The 15,773-nt window shown below is 37.0% G+C and carries 18 protein-coding genes; 16 read left to right on the top strand and 2 right to left on the bottom strand.

Annotated elements, in window-relative coordinates:
* Positions 1-6 precede the first annotated feature (6 nt).
* The 14 genes from ABFY81_RS02495 to pyrF all read left to right on the top strand — a co-directional run bounded on the left by ABFY81_RS02495 (position 7) and on the right by pyrF (position 10,625).
* Positions 7-558 carry a type II secretion system protein gene (locus ABFY81_RS02495; RefSeq protein ID WP_004701984.1) on the top strand — a complete coding sequence of 184 codons (552 nt, stop codon included), beginning with the start codon at positions 7-9 and terminating at the stop codon, positions 556-558.
* Positions 548-928, top strand: coding sequence for a type II secretion system minor pseudopilin GspI (gene gspI, locus ABFY81_RS02490; protein WP_347912960.1), 381 nt, complete (start codon positions 548-550; stop codon positions 926-928). Before ABFY81_RS02495 ends, gspI begins: the two co-directional genes overlap by 11 nt.
* Positions 928-1,743, top strand: a complete 816-nt coding sequence (gspJ, locus tag ABFY81_RS02485) for a type II secretion system minor pseudopilin GspJ (RefSeq protein ID WP_347912959.1) — start codon at positions 928-930, stop codon at positions 1,741-1,743. The genes gspI and gspJ overlap by 1 nt, the downstream gene beginning before the upstream one ends.
* Positions 1,743-2,702, top strand: a complete 960-nt coding sequence (gene gspK / locus ABFY81_RS02480) for a type II secretion system minor pseudopilin GspK (protein WP_347912958.1) — start codon at positions 1,743-1,745, stop codon at positions 2,700-2,702. The genes gspJ and gspK overlap by 1 nt, the downstream gene beginning before the upstream one ends.
* 229 nt (positions 2,703-2,931) lie before the next feature.
* Positions 2,932-3,528, top strand: a complete 597-nt coding sequence (locus tag ABFY81_RS02475; protein ID WP_019458996.1) for a 6-carboxytetrahydropterin synthase — start codon at positions 2,932-2,934, stop codon at positions 3,526-3,528.
* A 50-nt stretch (positions 3,529-3,578) separates the two neighbouring features.
* Positions 3,579-4,292: a uracil-DNA glycosylase gene (ung, locus tag ABFY81_RS02470; protein WP_004701973.1), complete on the top strand. Its 714-nt coding sequence runs from the start codon at positions 3,579-3,581 to the stop codon at positions 4,290-4,292.
* A complete protein-coding gene (locus tag ABFY81_RS02465) occupies positions 4,289-5,413 on the top strand; it encodes an enoyl-CoA hydratase/isomerase family protein (protein ID WP_019458997.1) in 1,125 nt (374 codons plus the stop codon). The genes ung and ABFY81_RS02465 overlap by 4 nt, the downstream gene beginning before the upstream one ends.
* 7 nt (positions 5,414-5,420) lie before the next feature.
* Positions 5,421-5,924 carry a tRNA adenosine(34) deaminase TadA gene (tadA, locus tag ABFY81_RS02460; protein ID WP_031944487.1) on the top strand — a complete coding sequence of 168 codons (504 nt, stop codon included), beginning with the start codon at positions 5,421-5,423 and terminating at the stop codon, positions 5,922-5,924.
* Positions 5,925-5,993: 69 nt separating this feature from the next.
* Complete coding sequence (locus ABFY81_RS02455) at positions 5,994-6,434, top strand: SRPBCC family protein (protein ID WP_107973453.1); 441 nt, start codon at positions 5,994-5,996, stop codon at positions 6,432-6,434.
* 10 nt (positions 6,435-6,444) lie between these two features.
* Positions 6,445-7,131, top strand: coding sequence for a (d)CMP kinase (cmk, locus tag ABFY81_RS02450; protein WP_304590855.1), 687 nt, complete (start codon positions 6,445-6,447; stop codon positions 7,129-7,131).
* A gap of 104 nt (positions 7,132-7,235) precedes the next feature.
* Entirely contained in the window at positions 7,236-8,909 is a 1,674-nt protein-coding gene (rpsA, locus tag ABFY81_RS02445; RefSeq protein WP_002050239.1) for a 30S ribosomal protein S1, read from the top strand.
* Positions 8,910-9,065: 156 nt separating this feature from the next.
* On the top strand, positions 9,066-9,368 hold the full coding sequence (locus ABFY81_RS02440; protein WP_004701961.1) for an integration host factor subunit beta: 303 nt from the start codon (positions 9,066-9,068) through the stop codon (positions 9,366-9,368).
* A 23-nt stretch (positions 9,369-9,391) separates the two neighbouring features.
* Entirely contained in the window at positions 9,392-9,757 is a 366-nt protein-coding gene (locus tag ABFY81_RS02435; RefSeq protein WP_004701960.1) for a lipopolysaccharide assembly protein LapA domain-containing protein, read from the top strand.
* A gap of 169 nt (positions 9,758-9,926) precedes the next feature.
* On the top strand, positions 9,927-10,625 hold the full coding sequence (gene pyrF, locus ABFY81_RS02430) for an orotidine-5'-phosphate decarboxylase (RefSeq protein WP_004701959.1): 699 nt from the start codon (positions 9,927-9,929) through the stop codon (positions 10,623-10,625).
* Here pyrF and ABFY81_RS02425 read toward each other — a convergent pair.
* Positions 10,622-11,533 (bottom strand): lysine exporter LysO family protein, encoded by a 912-nt coding sequence (locus ABFY81_RS02425; RefSeq protein ID WP_039251393.1) that lies wholly within the window; start codon positions 11,531-11,533, stop codon positions 10,622-10,624. The genes pyrF and ABFY81_RS02425 overlap by 4 nt on opposite strands.
* 46 nt (positions 11,534-11,579) lie before the next feature.
* Positions 11,580-13,127 (bottom strand): NAD(P)/FAD-dependent oxidoreductase, encoded by a 1,548-nt coding sequence (locus ABFY81_RS02420; protein WP_347912957.1) that lies wholly within the window; start codon positions 13,125-13,127, stop codon positions 11,580-11,582.
* Between the two features lie 121 nt (positions 13,128-13,248).
* Here ABFY81_RS02420 and ABFY81_RS02415 point away from each other — a divergent pair, with 121 nt between their 5' ends.
* Both ABFY81_RS02415 and zapE read left to right on the top strand, forming a co-directional pair.
* Positions 13,249-14,268, top strand: a complete 1,020-nt coding sequence (locus ABFY81_RS02415; RefSeq protein ID WP_347912956.1) for a helix-turn-helix domain-containing protein — start codon at positions 13,249-13,251, stop codon at positions 14,266-14,268.
* Between the two features lie 83 nt (positions 14,269-14,351).
* Positions 14,352-15,494: a cell division protein ZapE gene (gene zapE / locus ABFY81_RS02410; RefSeq protein ID WP_347912955.1), complete on the top strand. Its 1,143-nt coding sequence runs from the start codon at positions 14,352-14,354 to the stop codon at positions 15,492-15,494.
* Positions 15,495-15,773: the final 279 nt, after the last annotated feature.

Raw genomic sequence — 15,773 nt, 5'->3', positions numbered from 1 at the left:
GTCGATATGAAATCGAAATCATTTCAATCACAAAAAGGCTTTACTCTTATAGAGGTGATGGTGGTCATTGTGATTATGACAATTATGACCTCACTTGTTGTCTTGAATATCGGTGGTATAGACCAAAAGAAGGCAATGCAGGCAAGAGAGTTATTTCTACTTGATTTGCAAAAAATTAATAAAGAATCACTTGATCAATCGCGTGTATTAGCTTTAGAAACTCATGGTGAGACAGATGTCTCACCATTTTCTTATGAATTATACGAATATCACGATCAAAGTACCTTGCAAGTACAAGATATAAAAAACCAATGGCAGAAATATGCTGAGTTTAAAACACGGCAACTTCCTACGCATGTGTCTTTTTCTGTGCAACCGATAGATGGGCAGAATTATTCTAAAGCTAAAAATACCGATTTAGTGGGAGGGCAAACGCCTCAACTCATTTGGTTTGGCAATGGTGAAGCCAAGACTGTAAAAATACAATTTTATTTAGAACAAAAACCGATTGGTTCAGAAATACAAATAGATCATTTGGGTAAAATAAATGAAATCTAAAGGCTTTACCCTCTTAGAAGTTATGGTTGCTTTGGCAATCTTTGCAGTAGCAGCTGTCGCTTTAACTAGAGTAGCAATGCAGTACACACAGTCTACTTCTAATGCAATTTTACGAACCAAAGCTCAATTTGTAGCAATGAATGAAATTGCTATGATGGAGATTAACCAAGAGTGGTTGCAAGGCACTCAAAGTAAGCAGGTAACTTCTCAAGGTGAGACATGGCAGGTTGATAAATCAGCTGAATCAACTGTTAGCCCTAATGTTCAAAAAATTGATGTACAAATCAGCTTATATGATCCGGATAAGGGAAAAGTACAAAACGGTATTACTCATATGGTCTTTTTTAATTATCCAGTGAAAGCAAAATAATGATAAAAAATAAGCACTTTTGCACCCGAAGCAAAGTTTCACGTCTTGCAGCTGGATCAGACGTTGTAACGACTGACTGCTCAGAGCATAGCTCTTCGTCTTACGCTCAGACAAAGCGCTGTTTTAGTGATTCTTACACTCGAAACACTGTTTCTCATCTTGCGGCGCGATCGAGCAGTGCTCGATTAGCTCGCGCCTCAGGATTTACGTTGGTTGAGTTATTGGTTGCGATTACTATTTTCGCGGTCTTATCTTTATTGGGATGGAAAATATTCGATTATTTGCTCAAGGTCCGTGATCGTAACGCCGAACATGAAGTGCATTTATTTGAATTACAAGATGCTTATCAACAAATTCTTCGTGATACTCTGCAAATTATTCCTTTATCTGCAAATCAAGGTGGGCAACTTCATCCAGCTTTAGAAATCGATAATCAAATTTTACGTTTTAGCAAAGCAGGCGTAACTGATCCTTTAAAACAGGGTTTGTCACCATTTGAACGAATTGAATATCGTTATGATGCTGACCAAAAAAAACTATATCGTCTTAAATATACAAATTTAAATACTTCGAATAACGAGCAACCTTTATCAAGTACCTTATTAAGCCAAGTTGACCAATATCAAGTTATGGTTTTGACTCCGCAGGAAGTAACAAAATGGCCCGAAGTTAATATTGATCCAACAAAACCTAACGAGTTAAAAAAATTACCGAAAGGAATAAAAATCCAAATTACAGTAGCGGGAGTAAGTTATGAATGGATCTATAGCTTGAATCAAAGCAATTTAGCACTTTCCCAGCAAGGTGGTTCATAATGGTTATTCGTTATAAGCACCAACAGGGTGTAGCTTTATTGACAATACTTATTATGGTCGCCTTGGCTACAATTTTAGCTGCTTCAATTGCCAAGCATCAAAATAATACTATGGAAAATACAGCTTACTTAATGCGGCAAAATCAATCTTTGCTCTATGCAAAAAGTGCAGAAGCATTTTTTTCGGAATTATTAATTCAAGATGCAAATAATGCTGGTGGAGTGGATTATTTAAAGGAAACATGGGCGCAACCTATGCCACCGTTCCCAGTGGAAGATGGTTCTGTCTCAGGGCGTTTACTTGATGAGTCGGGGAAATTTAATATAAATAATTTGACCAATGGGGAAGGCGCTGTCAATGAAGATGCTAAAAATTGGTTCGAGCGTTTGCTTGTACGAGTAGGTTTACCCGCTGAGTTAAGTCAAGCTGTGATTGATTGGCAAGACCCAAATGATGAACCAGCTGGACCAATGGGAGCAGAAAGTAGTTATTATCAAGGTTTAGATCCAAGCTATATGGCTGCAAATACTAAATTTCATCGTATTGAAGAGTTAAAGCTGGTCAGAGGCTTTGAAGGTAAAAAATATGACCTTATCTCTCCATATATTTCTGCCTTACCTGAAAATACGAAGTTAAATATTAATACTGCTTCACCATTGGTTTTAGCAAGTATTGATGAAAAACTAGATGTGGGAACTATAGAAAAAGAATTACAAGCACGACAGCAAAACTTAAAGTTCTTTCAAAATGTTGATGAACTTTGGCAATTGAATGCTTTTTCAGCGGTTGATAGTGAGAAGAAAAAGCAGGTGAGTGGTCTTATTGATGTTAAATCTAACTTCTTTCAAGCTCAAATTGAAGTTGTTCTAAACAATAGAAAGCGTCAGTTTACCAGTGCTTTAATGCGAAAAGACAAGCAAGTATATGTATATTCCAGAAGCTTGGCTCCATTTAACTGAATAAATTTATTGATATTTTTTTTGAGTCTGTAATACTTGAAACTTATTAATAAAAGGGATGGGGTCATATTTCTGCATAGACAGTATTTAAAGTAAAAATCAATATCTTCAAAATTCCTTCACATCTCTTATCATACTTTTTGCTAATTGTTTCTATTTGAAAAGTGGTGCGAAGTTTTTGTCTTTTGCTTTATAATAATGTTCTTAGAAGGAATGATCGATTTGGCACATGTTAATTCGTAAGTTATTTAAGTTTGAAAATGCACATGTTGTACGTAACTGTACATCGGATCGTTGTAAGCGATCGATTCATGGGCATAGTTATAAAGTCGAGTTATTACTTAAAGCTTCGAAATTAGATCATGGACAAATGGTATATGATTTTGGACTATTAAAAGGTGTAATTAAAGACCTTTTTGATAGTTTTGATCATGCGATTTGTTTCTGGGAAAAAGATGACCCTCAATATATCGATGCTTGTAAGACTTTTAGTGCACGTTGGATTTCTTTACCAGTGTCTCCATCTGCCGAACAATTTTCTCGTATCTTCTTTTTCTTAGCTCAACAGGTATTACAATCGACCGTTACCCAAAATGGGGAAGGCGATGTTGAAGTTTATTCAGTGATTGTTCATGAAACTGATACGGGATATGCCCAAAGTTTCCTTGAAGATATTCAAAATGAGCAAATGGGTTTGTTAAACCTTGAAGGAATTGTTTTTTCAGAACAAGTTCAATCTGAGTGGACTGATCTACAAATGTATGAAAATTTAAAACAAGGGATTAAATTTCATAATCCGCATGTTAACTTACAAGTAGAAGTGTAAGTTAACTTCCCTTTGTTTTTAGAAATGAAAATTGATCTAGGATGACATTAATGCAATTAACTGAGCAACAGCAAGACAAACTCAGTAAAGTTCAATTAGAAGAAAGCTGGAAAAGCTCATTAACTCCATTTTTGCTGAGCCCTTATATGGATAGTTTGCGAGACTTTCTCTTCCAAGAGAAGCAAGCTCAGAAAACAATATATCCACCAAGCAAACAAATTTTTAGTGCTTTAAATATTACGCCTTTAGATCATGTAAAGGTCGTTATTTTAGGGCAAGATCCATATCATGGTCCTAATCAGGCGAATGGGTTAAGTTTCTCCGTACAAAAAGGGATTGCATTACCTCCTTCTTTACGTAATATTTTTCATGAATTAAACACTGATTTAGGTGTACCTGTTTCGCGTCATGGTGATTTAACTAAATGGGCCGAGCAAGGTGTACTTTTATTAAATAGTGTACTTACTGTAGAAGCAGGACAACCAACATCACATCAAAAACAAGGTTGGGAAGAGTTTTCTGACGCAGTAATTGATGTTTTAAATGAACAACGTGAGCATATCGTGTTCATTTTATGGGGTGCTTATGCACAACGTAAAGGACAACGTATAAATAGAGAAAAACATTTGGTTTTAACAGCTGCACATCCATCACCACTTGCGGCTAATCGTGGTGGTTTCTTTGGGTGTAAAGTGTTTTCAAAAACAAATCAATATTTGAAACAACATGGCATTGAGCCCATAGACTGGCAATTGGACGCATGATGAACTCTCCCAATGTAAATAGCTATCATCCGGATTTGGTAGTTGAAGAAGCGAAAAATGGTTGGCGTATTGTACGATTGAATCGGCCTAAATCATTACATGCTTTAGATGAATCAATCGTAACGGCTTTATTACGAGTATTTGAAGACTTCCGTGATGATGAGCGAGTAAAAGCAATTTGGTTGGATTCGACAACACCAAAAGCTTTTTGTGCAGGCGGAGATGTGCGCAAATTACGTCAGCTGGTGATCAATCAAGAAGTAGAAACAGCAAATAAGTTTTTCCAGCAAGAATATGCTTTGGATTTACTGTTGCATAACTATGCCAAACCTATTGTGGTGTGGGGCGAAGGTTATGTAATGGGTGGTGGACTAGGCTTGTTCATGGCGGCACCTTTCCGCCTTGTTACGCCATATTCACGTTTAGCAATGCCTGAAATTAACATTGGCCTATATCCGGATGTTGGAGCAAGCCGTTTCCTTGCTGACCGTGGGCAAATTGGTTTATTTACTGGTTTGACTGGTTCAATTATGACTGCTGCTGGGGCATTTAGCATTGGTTGGGCGACACATATTTGTGAAGCACAACGTGATAATGTCCTGCAAAAAGTACTTAATATTAATTGGGCTCACTATCCAGCAGGTGATTTTCGCGCGATTGATGATACTTTAAATAGTTTGCATCGCCCGGTTGCAGCAGGGCCATTACAAAATTCGTTAGACGTTATCCATAGTGTTTGTCGTGGTTCAAGTTTTGAACAAGACTATCAATCAATTGTTAGCTTACGAGATGCAAGCAGTGATTGGTTGCGTCAAGCCAGCGAAAATTTGCAAAAGGGTTCACCGAGCACAGCAGCCATTACTTGGTTATTATGGCAATGGGGTAAACAAGTACATTCTTGGGACGAAGTTTTTGATTTAGAAGCGCAAATCTCTGAATGGAAAATTCGTCATCCTGATTTTGTCGAAGGTGTTCGTGCCCGTTTGGTTGATAAAGATTTATCGCCAGAATGGAAGGCATGTGAAGACCTTAGCTTAAGAGGTATTTTGGCTGATGATCCACCAATAACGTCTATTGATAGCTGGAATGCCTTACTTAGACAATATGGCGTAGTTTCATAGTCAATAAATGTCCAAATTTAGTAACGAGTATTGGATGCAGCTTGCTTACGAGCAAGCTGAGTTAGCGGCTGAACAGGGTGAAATTCCTGTAGGTGCTGTAATCGTAAGTCAAAATAAATTAATTGGAGCAGGTTTTAATGCTCCAATTGGTTTATCTGATCCTACTGCCCATGCGGAAATTCAAGCTATTCGTGCGGCTTGTGACTCATTGAAAAATTATCGTTTACCAGAAGATGCAACTTTGTATGTTACGCTTGAACCTTGCACGATGTGTGTAGGGGCCTTAGTACATGCAAGGATTAAACATGTTGTGTTTGGTACAACAGAACCTAAAGCTGGTTCACTTGTCAGTGCGCGTCAATTATTAGAAAATGGTTATTACAATCATAAATTTACTTTTGAGCAAGGGTGTTTACATGAAAAATGTGCTCAACAGTTAAGTCTTTTTTTTAAGCAAAGACGTGAACAAAAGAAAAAAGAGAAACAACAAAAAACGTCCTTAAATGATTAAAAAATGTCATGGGGTTATGGCAAACTAGCGCCGTTTCATTGACATGATTTATTTAAATAAGGAACTTTCATGCGTAATGTAATTACTATACAAAAAGAATTTAATGCTCCGCTGTGTGATGTATTTAACCTGCTTTCTAAACATGCAACTTACAACAAGGCATTTGCTCCACTACAAGTTGTACGTGTGAAAGACTCAGCAGATCCTGAAAGACCGGATGGGGTTGGTTCTATTCGTCGTATGGGATTTGGTGCAATTAAACCGCTTAAAGAAGAAATTACTCATCTCGAAGAAAACAAGCGTATTGAATATAAATTGATTGATAATCCTTTAGTTAAACACCATTTAGGTCGTATCGAGTTTTCTGAAATTACCCCTTATATTACTTTGGTTACTTATCGTATCGAATTAACGGCAAAAGCCCCCGTTGTAAGTAAATTAATTCTTGCACAGCTAAAACTAGCGATTACACTAGGCTTTTCGAGATTAGCTAAAGCATTTGCTTCTTAGTGAGAGTTCAATGACAGTTCAAATTATTACTATTGATGGTCCGAGTGGTTCGGGTAAAGGAACATTAGCGGCAAAACTTGCTGCATATTATCAATTTCATTTACTTGATTCTGGTGCCTTGTATCGTTTGTTAGGGTTGTCATTACATAAACATGATTTGTTAGAAAAATTAGATAGCAATTTAGATGAGTGTGTGAATTATGCTCGTCAGCTTAATATCAAATTTGAAACTTCAGCAGAGGGAACGCTGGTTTTCCTTGACGATGAGGATGTGTCGCAAACCATTCGTACGGAACGAGTTGGGGAATATGCTTCTAAAGTTGCAGCAATTCCTGAACTTAGACAAGCACTTTTTGATCGTCAGAGAGCCTTTGCACAAACTCCAGGTTTAGTTGCAGATGGCCGAGATATGGCAACATCAATTTTCCCGGAAGCTAATGCAAAAATTTATCTGACAGCTTCGGCTGAGTCGCGTGCTGAGCGAAGAGTAAAACAGTTGCAGGGCATGGGGCTAGATGCTAAAATAAACGACATTTTAGCTAATATACAAGCGCGTGACAAAAGAGATATGGAGCGAGAAGTTGCTCCTCTCAAGCCAGCCGCAGATGCTTATATTATTGATAGTTCGGAATTAACGATCGATCAAGTATTTAAGTTAATGGTTGATTATGTCAATAGCCGTACTGTTAGCAACTAAGATTATCAGTTGACGCATAGCTTGATCAGTCTATAAAGACTATGTTGATACTTAACTAAACCGGCCTTGTCTGATCCAAGACCGCTGAATTTATCAGGTATATCATGACCGAATCTTTTGCAGCCCTCTTTGAAGAAAGTGAATTAAACCTCAACGTTGAAAAGGGTGCAGTCATCCAAGGTGTTGTTGTAAACATCGATAGTGACTGGGTTACTGTTGACACTGGCCTTAAATCAGAAGGCATTGTTGATCGTGCTGAATTTTTAAATGAACAACGTGAACTTGAAGTTCAGGTTGGCGATACTGTTGACGTAGTTGTTGAAGCTCTTGACAACGGTATGGGTCAAACAGTTTTATCACGTGAAAAAGCTAAACGTGCTGAAACTTGGACTAAACTTGAAAAAATCTTTGAAGATGGCGAAATCGTTACTGGTGTTATCTCTGGTAAAGTTAAAGGCGGTTTCACTGTTGACATCGGTCCTGTTCGTGCATTCTTACCAGGTTCATTAGTTGACACTCGTCCTATCCGTGACACTACTCACCTTGAAGGTAAAGAGTTAGAGTTTAAAGTAATCAAACTTGATGCTAAACGTAACAACGTTGTTGTATCTCGTCGTGCTGTTATGGAAGCTGAATCTTCTGCTGACCGTGAAGCATTACTTGCTCAACTTGAAGAAGGTCAAACAGTTACAGGTACTATCAAAAACCTTACTGATTACGGTGCATTCGTTGATCTTGGCGGTATTGATGGTCTTCTTCATATCACAGATATGGCTTGGAAGCGTATCAAGCATCCTTCAGAAGTTGTTGAAGTTGGTCAAGAAGTTACTGTTAAAGTACTTAAATTTGACCGCGAACGTAACCGCGTATCTTTAGGTCTTAAGCAATTAGGCGAAGATCCATGGTTAGCGATCATGAGCCGTTACCCTAAAGGTTCTATCGTTAAAGCGCGTGTTACTAACTTAACTGACTACGGTTGTTTCGCTGAAATTGCGGAAGGCGTTGAAGGTTTAGTACACGTTTCTGAAATGGACCACACTAACAAAAACATCCACCCATCTAAAGTTGTTCAGATCGGTGACGAAGTTGATGTTATGGTTCTTGAAGTTGACGAAGAACGTCGTCGTATCAGCCTTGGTATCAAACAAACTCGTGCTAACCCATGGGAAGAGTTTGCTAAGTCTCATGAGAAAGGCGAAAAAGTTTCAGGTACAATCAAGTCTATCACTGACTTTGGTATCTTCATTGGTTTAAATGGCGGTATCGACGGTCTAGTTCACTTGTCTGATATTTCTTGGAACGAACAAGGCGAAGAAGCTATCCGTCGTTACAAGAAGGGTGACACAGTTGAAGCAGTTATCTTGTCTGTAGACGCTGAAGGTAACCGTATCAGCCTTGGTATCAAGCAATTGAACAGCGATCCGTTCAATGATTTCTTAGCTGCTAACGAACGTGGTGCTTTAGTTAAAGGTACTGTGACTGCAGTTGATGCTCGTGGCGCAACTGTTAAGTTAGCTGACGAAGTTGAAGCAACTCTTAAAGCTTCTGAAATCAACCGTGACCGCGTTGAAGATGCGACTAAATTCTTAGAAGTTGGTCAAGAAGTTGAAGCGAAAATCATCAACGTTGATCGTAAATCTCGCTCTATCAACTTGTCTATCAAAGCGAAAGACGAAGCTGAAGAGAAAGAAGCAGTTGCTAACTTACGTACAGCATCAGCTTCTCAAGAAAATGGTCCTAAGACTATTGGTGACTTGATCAAAGCACAAATGAAGTAATAAGTTAACAAAGTACAGTTTCATGTAACGAAATTGTACTTTTTATACAAATTACTGTAAACGGTAGCGTAGTATTCAACATACTGCGCTACCGTTTTGTATTTAAACAGGTTATTATCAAACGACTTAGAGTAGTAATAAATAACGAGGTCGTAGATGACTACTGAAGCTCTTAATAAGTCTGATTTAATCGAACGCATTTCGCTAAAAAATCCACACTTGGCTGAACCTTTGGTGGAAGAGGCGGTTAAAATCATGATTGATCAAATGATTGAAGCTCTTTCGACGGACAACCGTATTGAAATCCGTGGTTTTGGTAGCTTTGCTTTACATCACCGTGAACCTAGAGTTGGTCGCAACCCTAAAACTGGTAAGTCAGTTGATGTTGCAGCAAAGGCGGTTCCGCACTTTAAACCAGGTAAAGCACTACGTGATGCAGTGAATGAATCTGGAAAATAAATAAAAACTCATAAGGGGTGCCTATGCGTTATATTCTAATTGCATTACTCATTATTTTATTTGGCTATTCTTTAGCACTCGTTTTGCAGAACCCAACAGAACTTCCTGTTGATTTATTATTTACTCAAGTTCCAGCAATGCGTTTAGGGCTATTATTGTTGCTTACCTTAGCGCTTGGAATTGTGGTTGGACTTTTATTAGGTGTGCAAGTTTTCCGAGTCTTTCAAAAAGGCTGGGAAATCAAACGTCTTCGCAAAGATATTGATCATTTGAGAAAAGAACAAATTCAAACTGCTCAATTGGCAGCGGCAGAAGCAGCTGCAAATGTAAGACATGAAAAAACTGTTGTAGATATTTATCCGCAAGATAAAAACTCTACTCCGTTATAATTATTTTTGATACTACTCTTTATCCAGTTATAAAGAGTAGTATTTTTCATTTCTATATTTCAATTACTAAATAAATTCAAAATCAATATTTTCTTATTCAAAAACTTGTCTCAATAGATTTCTTTATTAGTAGCTGACTTGTCTATTATAATAGCGCTGATTTTATGTGATGGAAGAAAGTCTCTTGAGTATCATTGTTGCGTTGGATGCTAAAAGCCAATATGACGCTTTAAAAATTGTTGAACAACTCGATCCTACGTTATGCCGTGTAAAAGTAGGTAAAGAGCTCTTTACTCATGAAGGCCCATCTGTTGTAAAAAAACTTCAAGATGAAAATTTCGAAGTTTTCCTCGATTTAAAATTCCATGATATTCCTAATACGACTGCTCAAGCTGTATGTGCTGCAGCAGATTTGGGGGTATGGATGGTGAACGTACATGCATCAGGTGGTCGTAAAATGATGGAGACCTGTGTAGAGCGTTTAAAGGCAGGTAATTATCAAACTCAGCTAATTGCAGTAACAGTTTTAACTTCAATGGGGCGTGAGGACTTAAAAGATATTGGTTTAGATATCGAACCTGTAGAGCAAGTTAAAAGATTGGCTAAACTTACCAAAGACAGTGGTTTAGATGGTGTGGTCTGTTCTGCTCAGGAAGCTAAAATTCTCCGTGAATTAATTGGACAAGATTTTTCTTTAGTTACTCCGGGAATACGTCCAGAAGGTAGCAATGCCGATGACCAAAAACGTATTGTTACTCCAAAACAAGCAATGCTTGATGGTTCTACTCATTTAGTTATTGGTCGTCCAATTACGAAAGCAGAAGATCCAACTCAAATGTTGAAATCAATTCTTGCTTCAATTGCTTAAAAGTTTAAAAACACAGTAATTAAAAGTGGAGCGAGTAGACTTAAAAGTAAGCCACTCATCATGGCATGTGGTACATAATGTGTGCCACATGACTGTTTTACCATAGCTAATGTTACATCCATTGACGTAGCGCCAGCGCTTGAGATTGCTGGACGCGGAAAACGCCATCCCATTGTATACATCAGTAAAATTGCCACTATTTCTCTAAATAGATCTGTAAGTAAAGCAATTCCGCCTAACTCGGCTGAATGTAACTGTGTAAATAAAATACCCGACATTGAATACCAGCCATAGCCTTGAGCCAAGGCTAGCATTTCGTTGAGTGTAAAATGGTTACCTAGTAAGAAATAGTTGAGAAACCCAGCTATACATGAACCTATAAAAGCAGCCAATGGCACAATAAGGATCTTCCAGCTTAACCATGTTCGATTAAAATGAGTAAAAGCTAATTCGATACCAATCAGAAAAATAAAAACTAATAACAAATACCAGCTATTAAATGGAATATGTACATTTAATCGAGTTAAAAAAATACCTAAAATGATACCTACAGCTAAAGCTAAAAATGCCTTCGCAATATTTTTTAAAGCATTTATAAAAAGTTGAAGTGAAATTTTTCCTTTTACACTTTCTTTATCAAAAACTGTATACGCTAATAAACATGTAAAAAAGGAACCGAGTGATGTCGTGACTGCAATTAATAGGGCAGGTGGCAGTATGGTAGAAGGATTGTTAATTTGATCAAGCGCAAGAGTTAATTCTAAAGCAACACTTGTGAGTAAAATATAAGAAAAATAGGGCAAAACTTTGAAAATAAATTTTCGAATATTTAAAGAAAGTTTAGGACCTAAAAAGTAGCCAAAAGCTATGACAATAAAAATTTGAATAATGAGGCTAACAGATTGCATATAATAGATAGATTGTTATCAACCTATCTATTATGTATTGAACATTTTATGCTGCATAGCTTTTAGAGCATTTATTTAGCAGCAAATAATCTTTGGTATTCACTTTACGAGTTTCTAGCCAATACTTCCAAGTGTAAGTTGGCCATAAGGAAAAGTTTTTTCCATCGGCAGCCTGATACCAGCTATTACATCCCCCAGCTTGCCATACTGTCCCTTGAAGTTGTTTCTGTATTCTTTCATTGAAAGCATCTTGGACTTCCGGTTTAATTTCTATCGCGTGTTGACCAGATTTATCGACAAGTTCAATCAGCTGTAAAATATAATTAACTTGTGACTCAATCATAAAAATAACTGAGTTATGACCTAAAACAGTATTTGGCCCAACGAGTTGAAATAAATTAGGAAAATTTTTGGTCATAATGCCATAATAACTTTCTGCACCATCTTTCCAAGCTTGTTTTAATTCAATTTGGTTACGACCAATACAAGTAAAATGTTTTAAGTAAATACGTGGGTCGGTAATAAAACCAGTCCCATAAATCAGGCAATCGATAGGTCTTTCTTTTCCATCTTTTGTGATAATGCTGTGCTCTTTAATTTCTTGAATACCATCTGTCACTAATTCAACATTTTTACGGTTAAATGTCGGAAAGTATTTATTTGAAATAAGAATGCGTTTACAACCCATCACGAAGTCTGGTGTAAGTTTTTTAGCTAATTCTTTATCTTTGACTTGGAAACGTATAAAAGCCTCAGCTAATTTTTGTCCATATTTCATGATTTGAGGCTGGACAATTGGCACAACGCGGGATTCGTTACTCCAATAAAGGCGACTGCGATGAATTTGTCTATAAAGATTAGATGTTTTAAATAAGGCTTTACTTAAGCTTGAGTATTTGCGCTCATCTCGTGGAATCACCCATGCGGCTGTTCTTTGAAACACATATAGTTGTTTAACATCTTTTGCAATTTCTGGAATATATTGAATTGCACTACCACCTGTACCAATAGAGGCAACTGATTTACCTATAAGGTTGTAGTTATGTTCCCATTGTGATGAATGAAATACCTTACCTTTAAACTTTTCGATACCATGAATATGAGGGATTTGTGGAATATGTAAGGGGCCAGAAGCAAATACTACAAATTGTGCTTCGAGAGAAGGTTGGTTTGTAAAGTCTAACGTCCATACATGGCGAGTTTCATCATACTGAACATGAGTAACTTCATGATTAAACTTACAGTAGTTTTTAATTTGATATTTTTGGGTTATATCTTGAATATAATCAAAAATTTCCGGTGCTTCTGCATAGCGTTTTGACCAGTCAGTTTTAGGTGCAAAAGATAAAGAATACATATGCGACTGAACGTCACATGCAGCTCCTGGGTAGCGATTTTCGCGCCAAGTTCCACCCACATCATTAGATTTTTCTAAAATAAGAAAATCTGTTTGCTTGTTCTGTAATAGACGAATAGCCATTGCAAGGCCACCGAATCCAGCACCAATAATTGCGATTTTAGTTTTTTGAATAGCGTTTTGTTTTGCACTGTGCATTGTAAACCCTGCATATACCGTAAAGAGGATTGCAGGCAAGACTAACGTTTTTTGATCTGTTTAAACATGATTGTACCGACGTGAAAATTGATATATTCGGCAATTAATTTTATTACTTCTTTATAGTAAAACATTTCAGTCTAGGGAAATTGATAGAAGAATGAAACGATCGGCACTTGGTTTAATCTATTTAATTCAAGGAATGCGCAATGCGGGCATTGATGTCGACTCACGTTTGGCTAATATAGGCATTAAAGTAGATTGTTTGGACCCAAGTTCAACAATTCACGATAGTTTAGAGTGGGATATTCAACAAATTATTAGTGAAAATGTTGATCCTGAAAAAGGTTTGTTCATCGGGCAGCACTATGCATTAGCAGGTTATGGTCCGTTATTAATGCTACTTGTAACAAGCCAAGATATACAAACTGCATTGGAAAAAGGCATACAGTATCAAAAACTCACTCATTTATTTGGCACCTTAAGTTTACAAGAAACTGAAAATCACATCCTTCTGAACTATTTACCTGTCGACCTAAAAACAGAGATTGGTTTGCTTCGTGCCCAGTGTGAAATTTCAGGGACTTATAAATTTATTCAAGATATTTACACCATGATGGGCTTAACAATGCCTCTTATGCGTATAGATTTGCCATTTCCCAAACCAAATAATACAGATACCGTTGCTCAATATTTCTCATATTATGGAGATGATCTGCATTTTAATTCTACACATGCAGCATTTAGCCTAAGTAAGAATGTGCTTGGAATAAAAGTTCCTTCAGCGGATATCATTACTCATCGTATCTATGAAGCGAAATGTATTAAAGAAATAAAACGGTTAAATGAGCAAGATCATCAAATACCACCCATTATTCAATATGTGCAAGATTATCTAGAGCTACAACAAGGAATTATCCCGAGCATGGCGGAAACCGCTTTCGCTTTAAAAATGCCTGAAAGGACATTAAGGCATCAATTGCAGCAGCTTAATACGAGTTATAAACAAATTCGTGAACAGATTATTAAGAATAAGGCGCTTAAACTTATGGAATATAAAGAATATTCAATAGAAGTTATTGCTGAGTCGCTTGGCTATTCTGAACCTGCAGCTTTTAATCATGCGTTTAAAAGATGGTTTGGGCAGAGTCCTCGGCAATATGGAAAAGAGTTTTACTGAGCATAACTCTTGATGCTAAAAGCTAATGTGGTCGGACAAAATGTTCGCTATACTCTCTTCAGTTAAAATTGAAATAAAATGATATGTTAAATTTAAAATCTTCTCATAGTACTGCTTTTACTCCTTCTTCCCCAGCAGAGCGCTATGCTGAGGCATTGGCTTCAGGCCAGTTTATGGCAGATGAAGCACAAGCACAGGCAGTGCAAGAATTAGATCGTGTTTGGAAGGAACTTTTAAACCGCTATAAAGCTTCTAAGAAAGCTTTCCGTCGCTTCCGCCGCCAAACCTCTCCAAAAGGCGTGTATATGTGGGGTGGTGTAGGTCGAGGAAAAACTTGGTTAATGGACCAATTTTATGAGTCTGTGCCATTTCGTCGTAAAACACGGATGCATTTCCATCACTTTATGCAACACGTTCATAAAGAATTAAATAAACTTTCTGGTCAACGTAATCCACTTGATATCGTAGCTGATCAAATTTATAAAGATGCGGTTGTTATTTGTTTTGATGAGTTTTTCGTTTCAAACGTAACAGATGCAATGATCTTGAGTGATTTATTCCAGAAGTTATTTGTTCGTGGAGTAACACTGATTGCTACTTCGAACATTGCACCAGACGGTTTATATAAAAATGGCATTCATCGCGACCGTTTTATACCTACCATTGAAATGGTTAAAAAGAATTGTGCTATTTTAAATGTAGATGCGGGCGTAGATTACCGTTTACGTGTTTTGAAACAAGCTCAATTGTTCAAATCGCCTTTAGGTAATGAAGCGCAAAGTTGGATATCTGAGCGTTATACTGCCTTAACGCATACGCAAGCAAATTCTCAAGAACCAATTGTGATCAATAACCGTGTTGTTGAAACGCTAGGTCACACCGAAGATGTTTTATGGTGTGAGTTTTCTGAACTTTGTTTAAAGCCGCGTAGCCCAGCAGATTTTATTGAAATTGCTAATATTTATAATACAGTTCTGGTCAGCAATGTTCCGCACTTAACTGACTTCTTATCAGAAGGAACGCGTCGATTTATTTATCTAGTCGATGAGTTTTATGACCGTGGCGTGAAATTACTCTTAACTTCTCAAGATAGTATCATTGATATCTATCAAGGCGAGAAATTAGCTTTTGAAATTGAGCGTACGCGTTCTCGTTTGTTGGAAATGCAGTCAGATGATTATTTGCATTCAGAACACCGACAAATTGATGAAGCTAAAAATTCTTAAGACGATAGTTGTGAAAAGCGCTCTAGATAGAGCGCTTTTTTTATAACAAAAAATTGATAAATTTAATTAAATAGTGCTTTTTCACAGCTTAAAGTTTGATATAACTAAATACGCTTTAGAAAAATCAGATACTGAAATTTTTTTGTTTGTTAACAAAAAGTCTAGTTTCAGTATTTTAAAATATTGAATAAATTGTTGAGAAACCTAGTTAGAATTTTAATATTTTCCTGTATAGAAAAATTTATCTTTGTCAATAGTTTCGCAAGAGAAAATGCTTAC

The sequence above is a fragment of the Acinetobacter sp. WA-87 genome (assembly GCF_039938935.1).
Taxonomy (GTDB): Bacteria; Pseudomonadota; Gammaproteobacteria; order Pseudomonadales; family Moraxellaceae; genus Acinetobacter; species Acinetobacter seifertii.
Note: the sequence above shows the minus strand (reverse complement) of the source record. Positions and strands in the feature narration are given on the sequence as shown.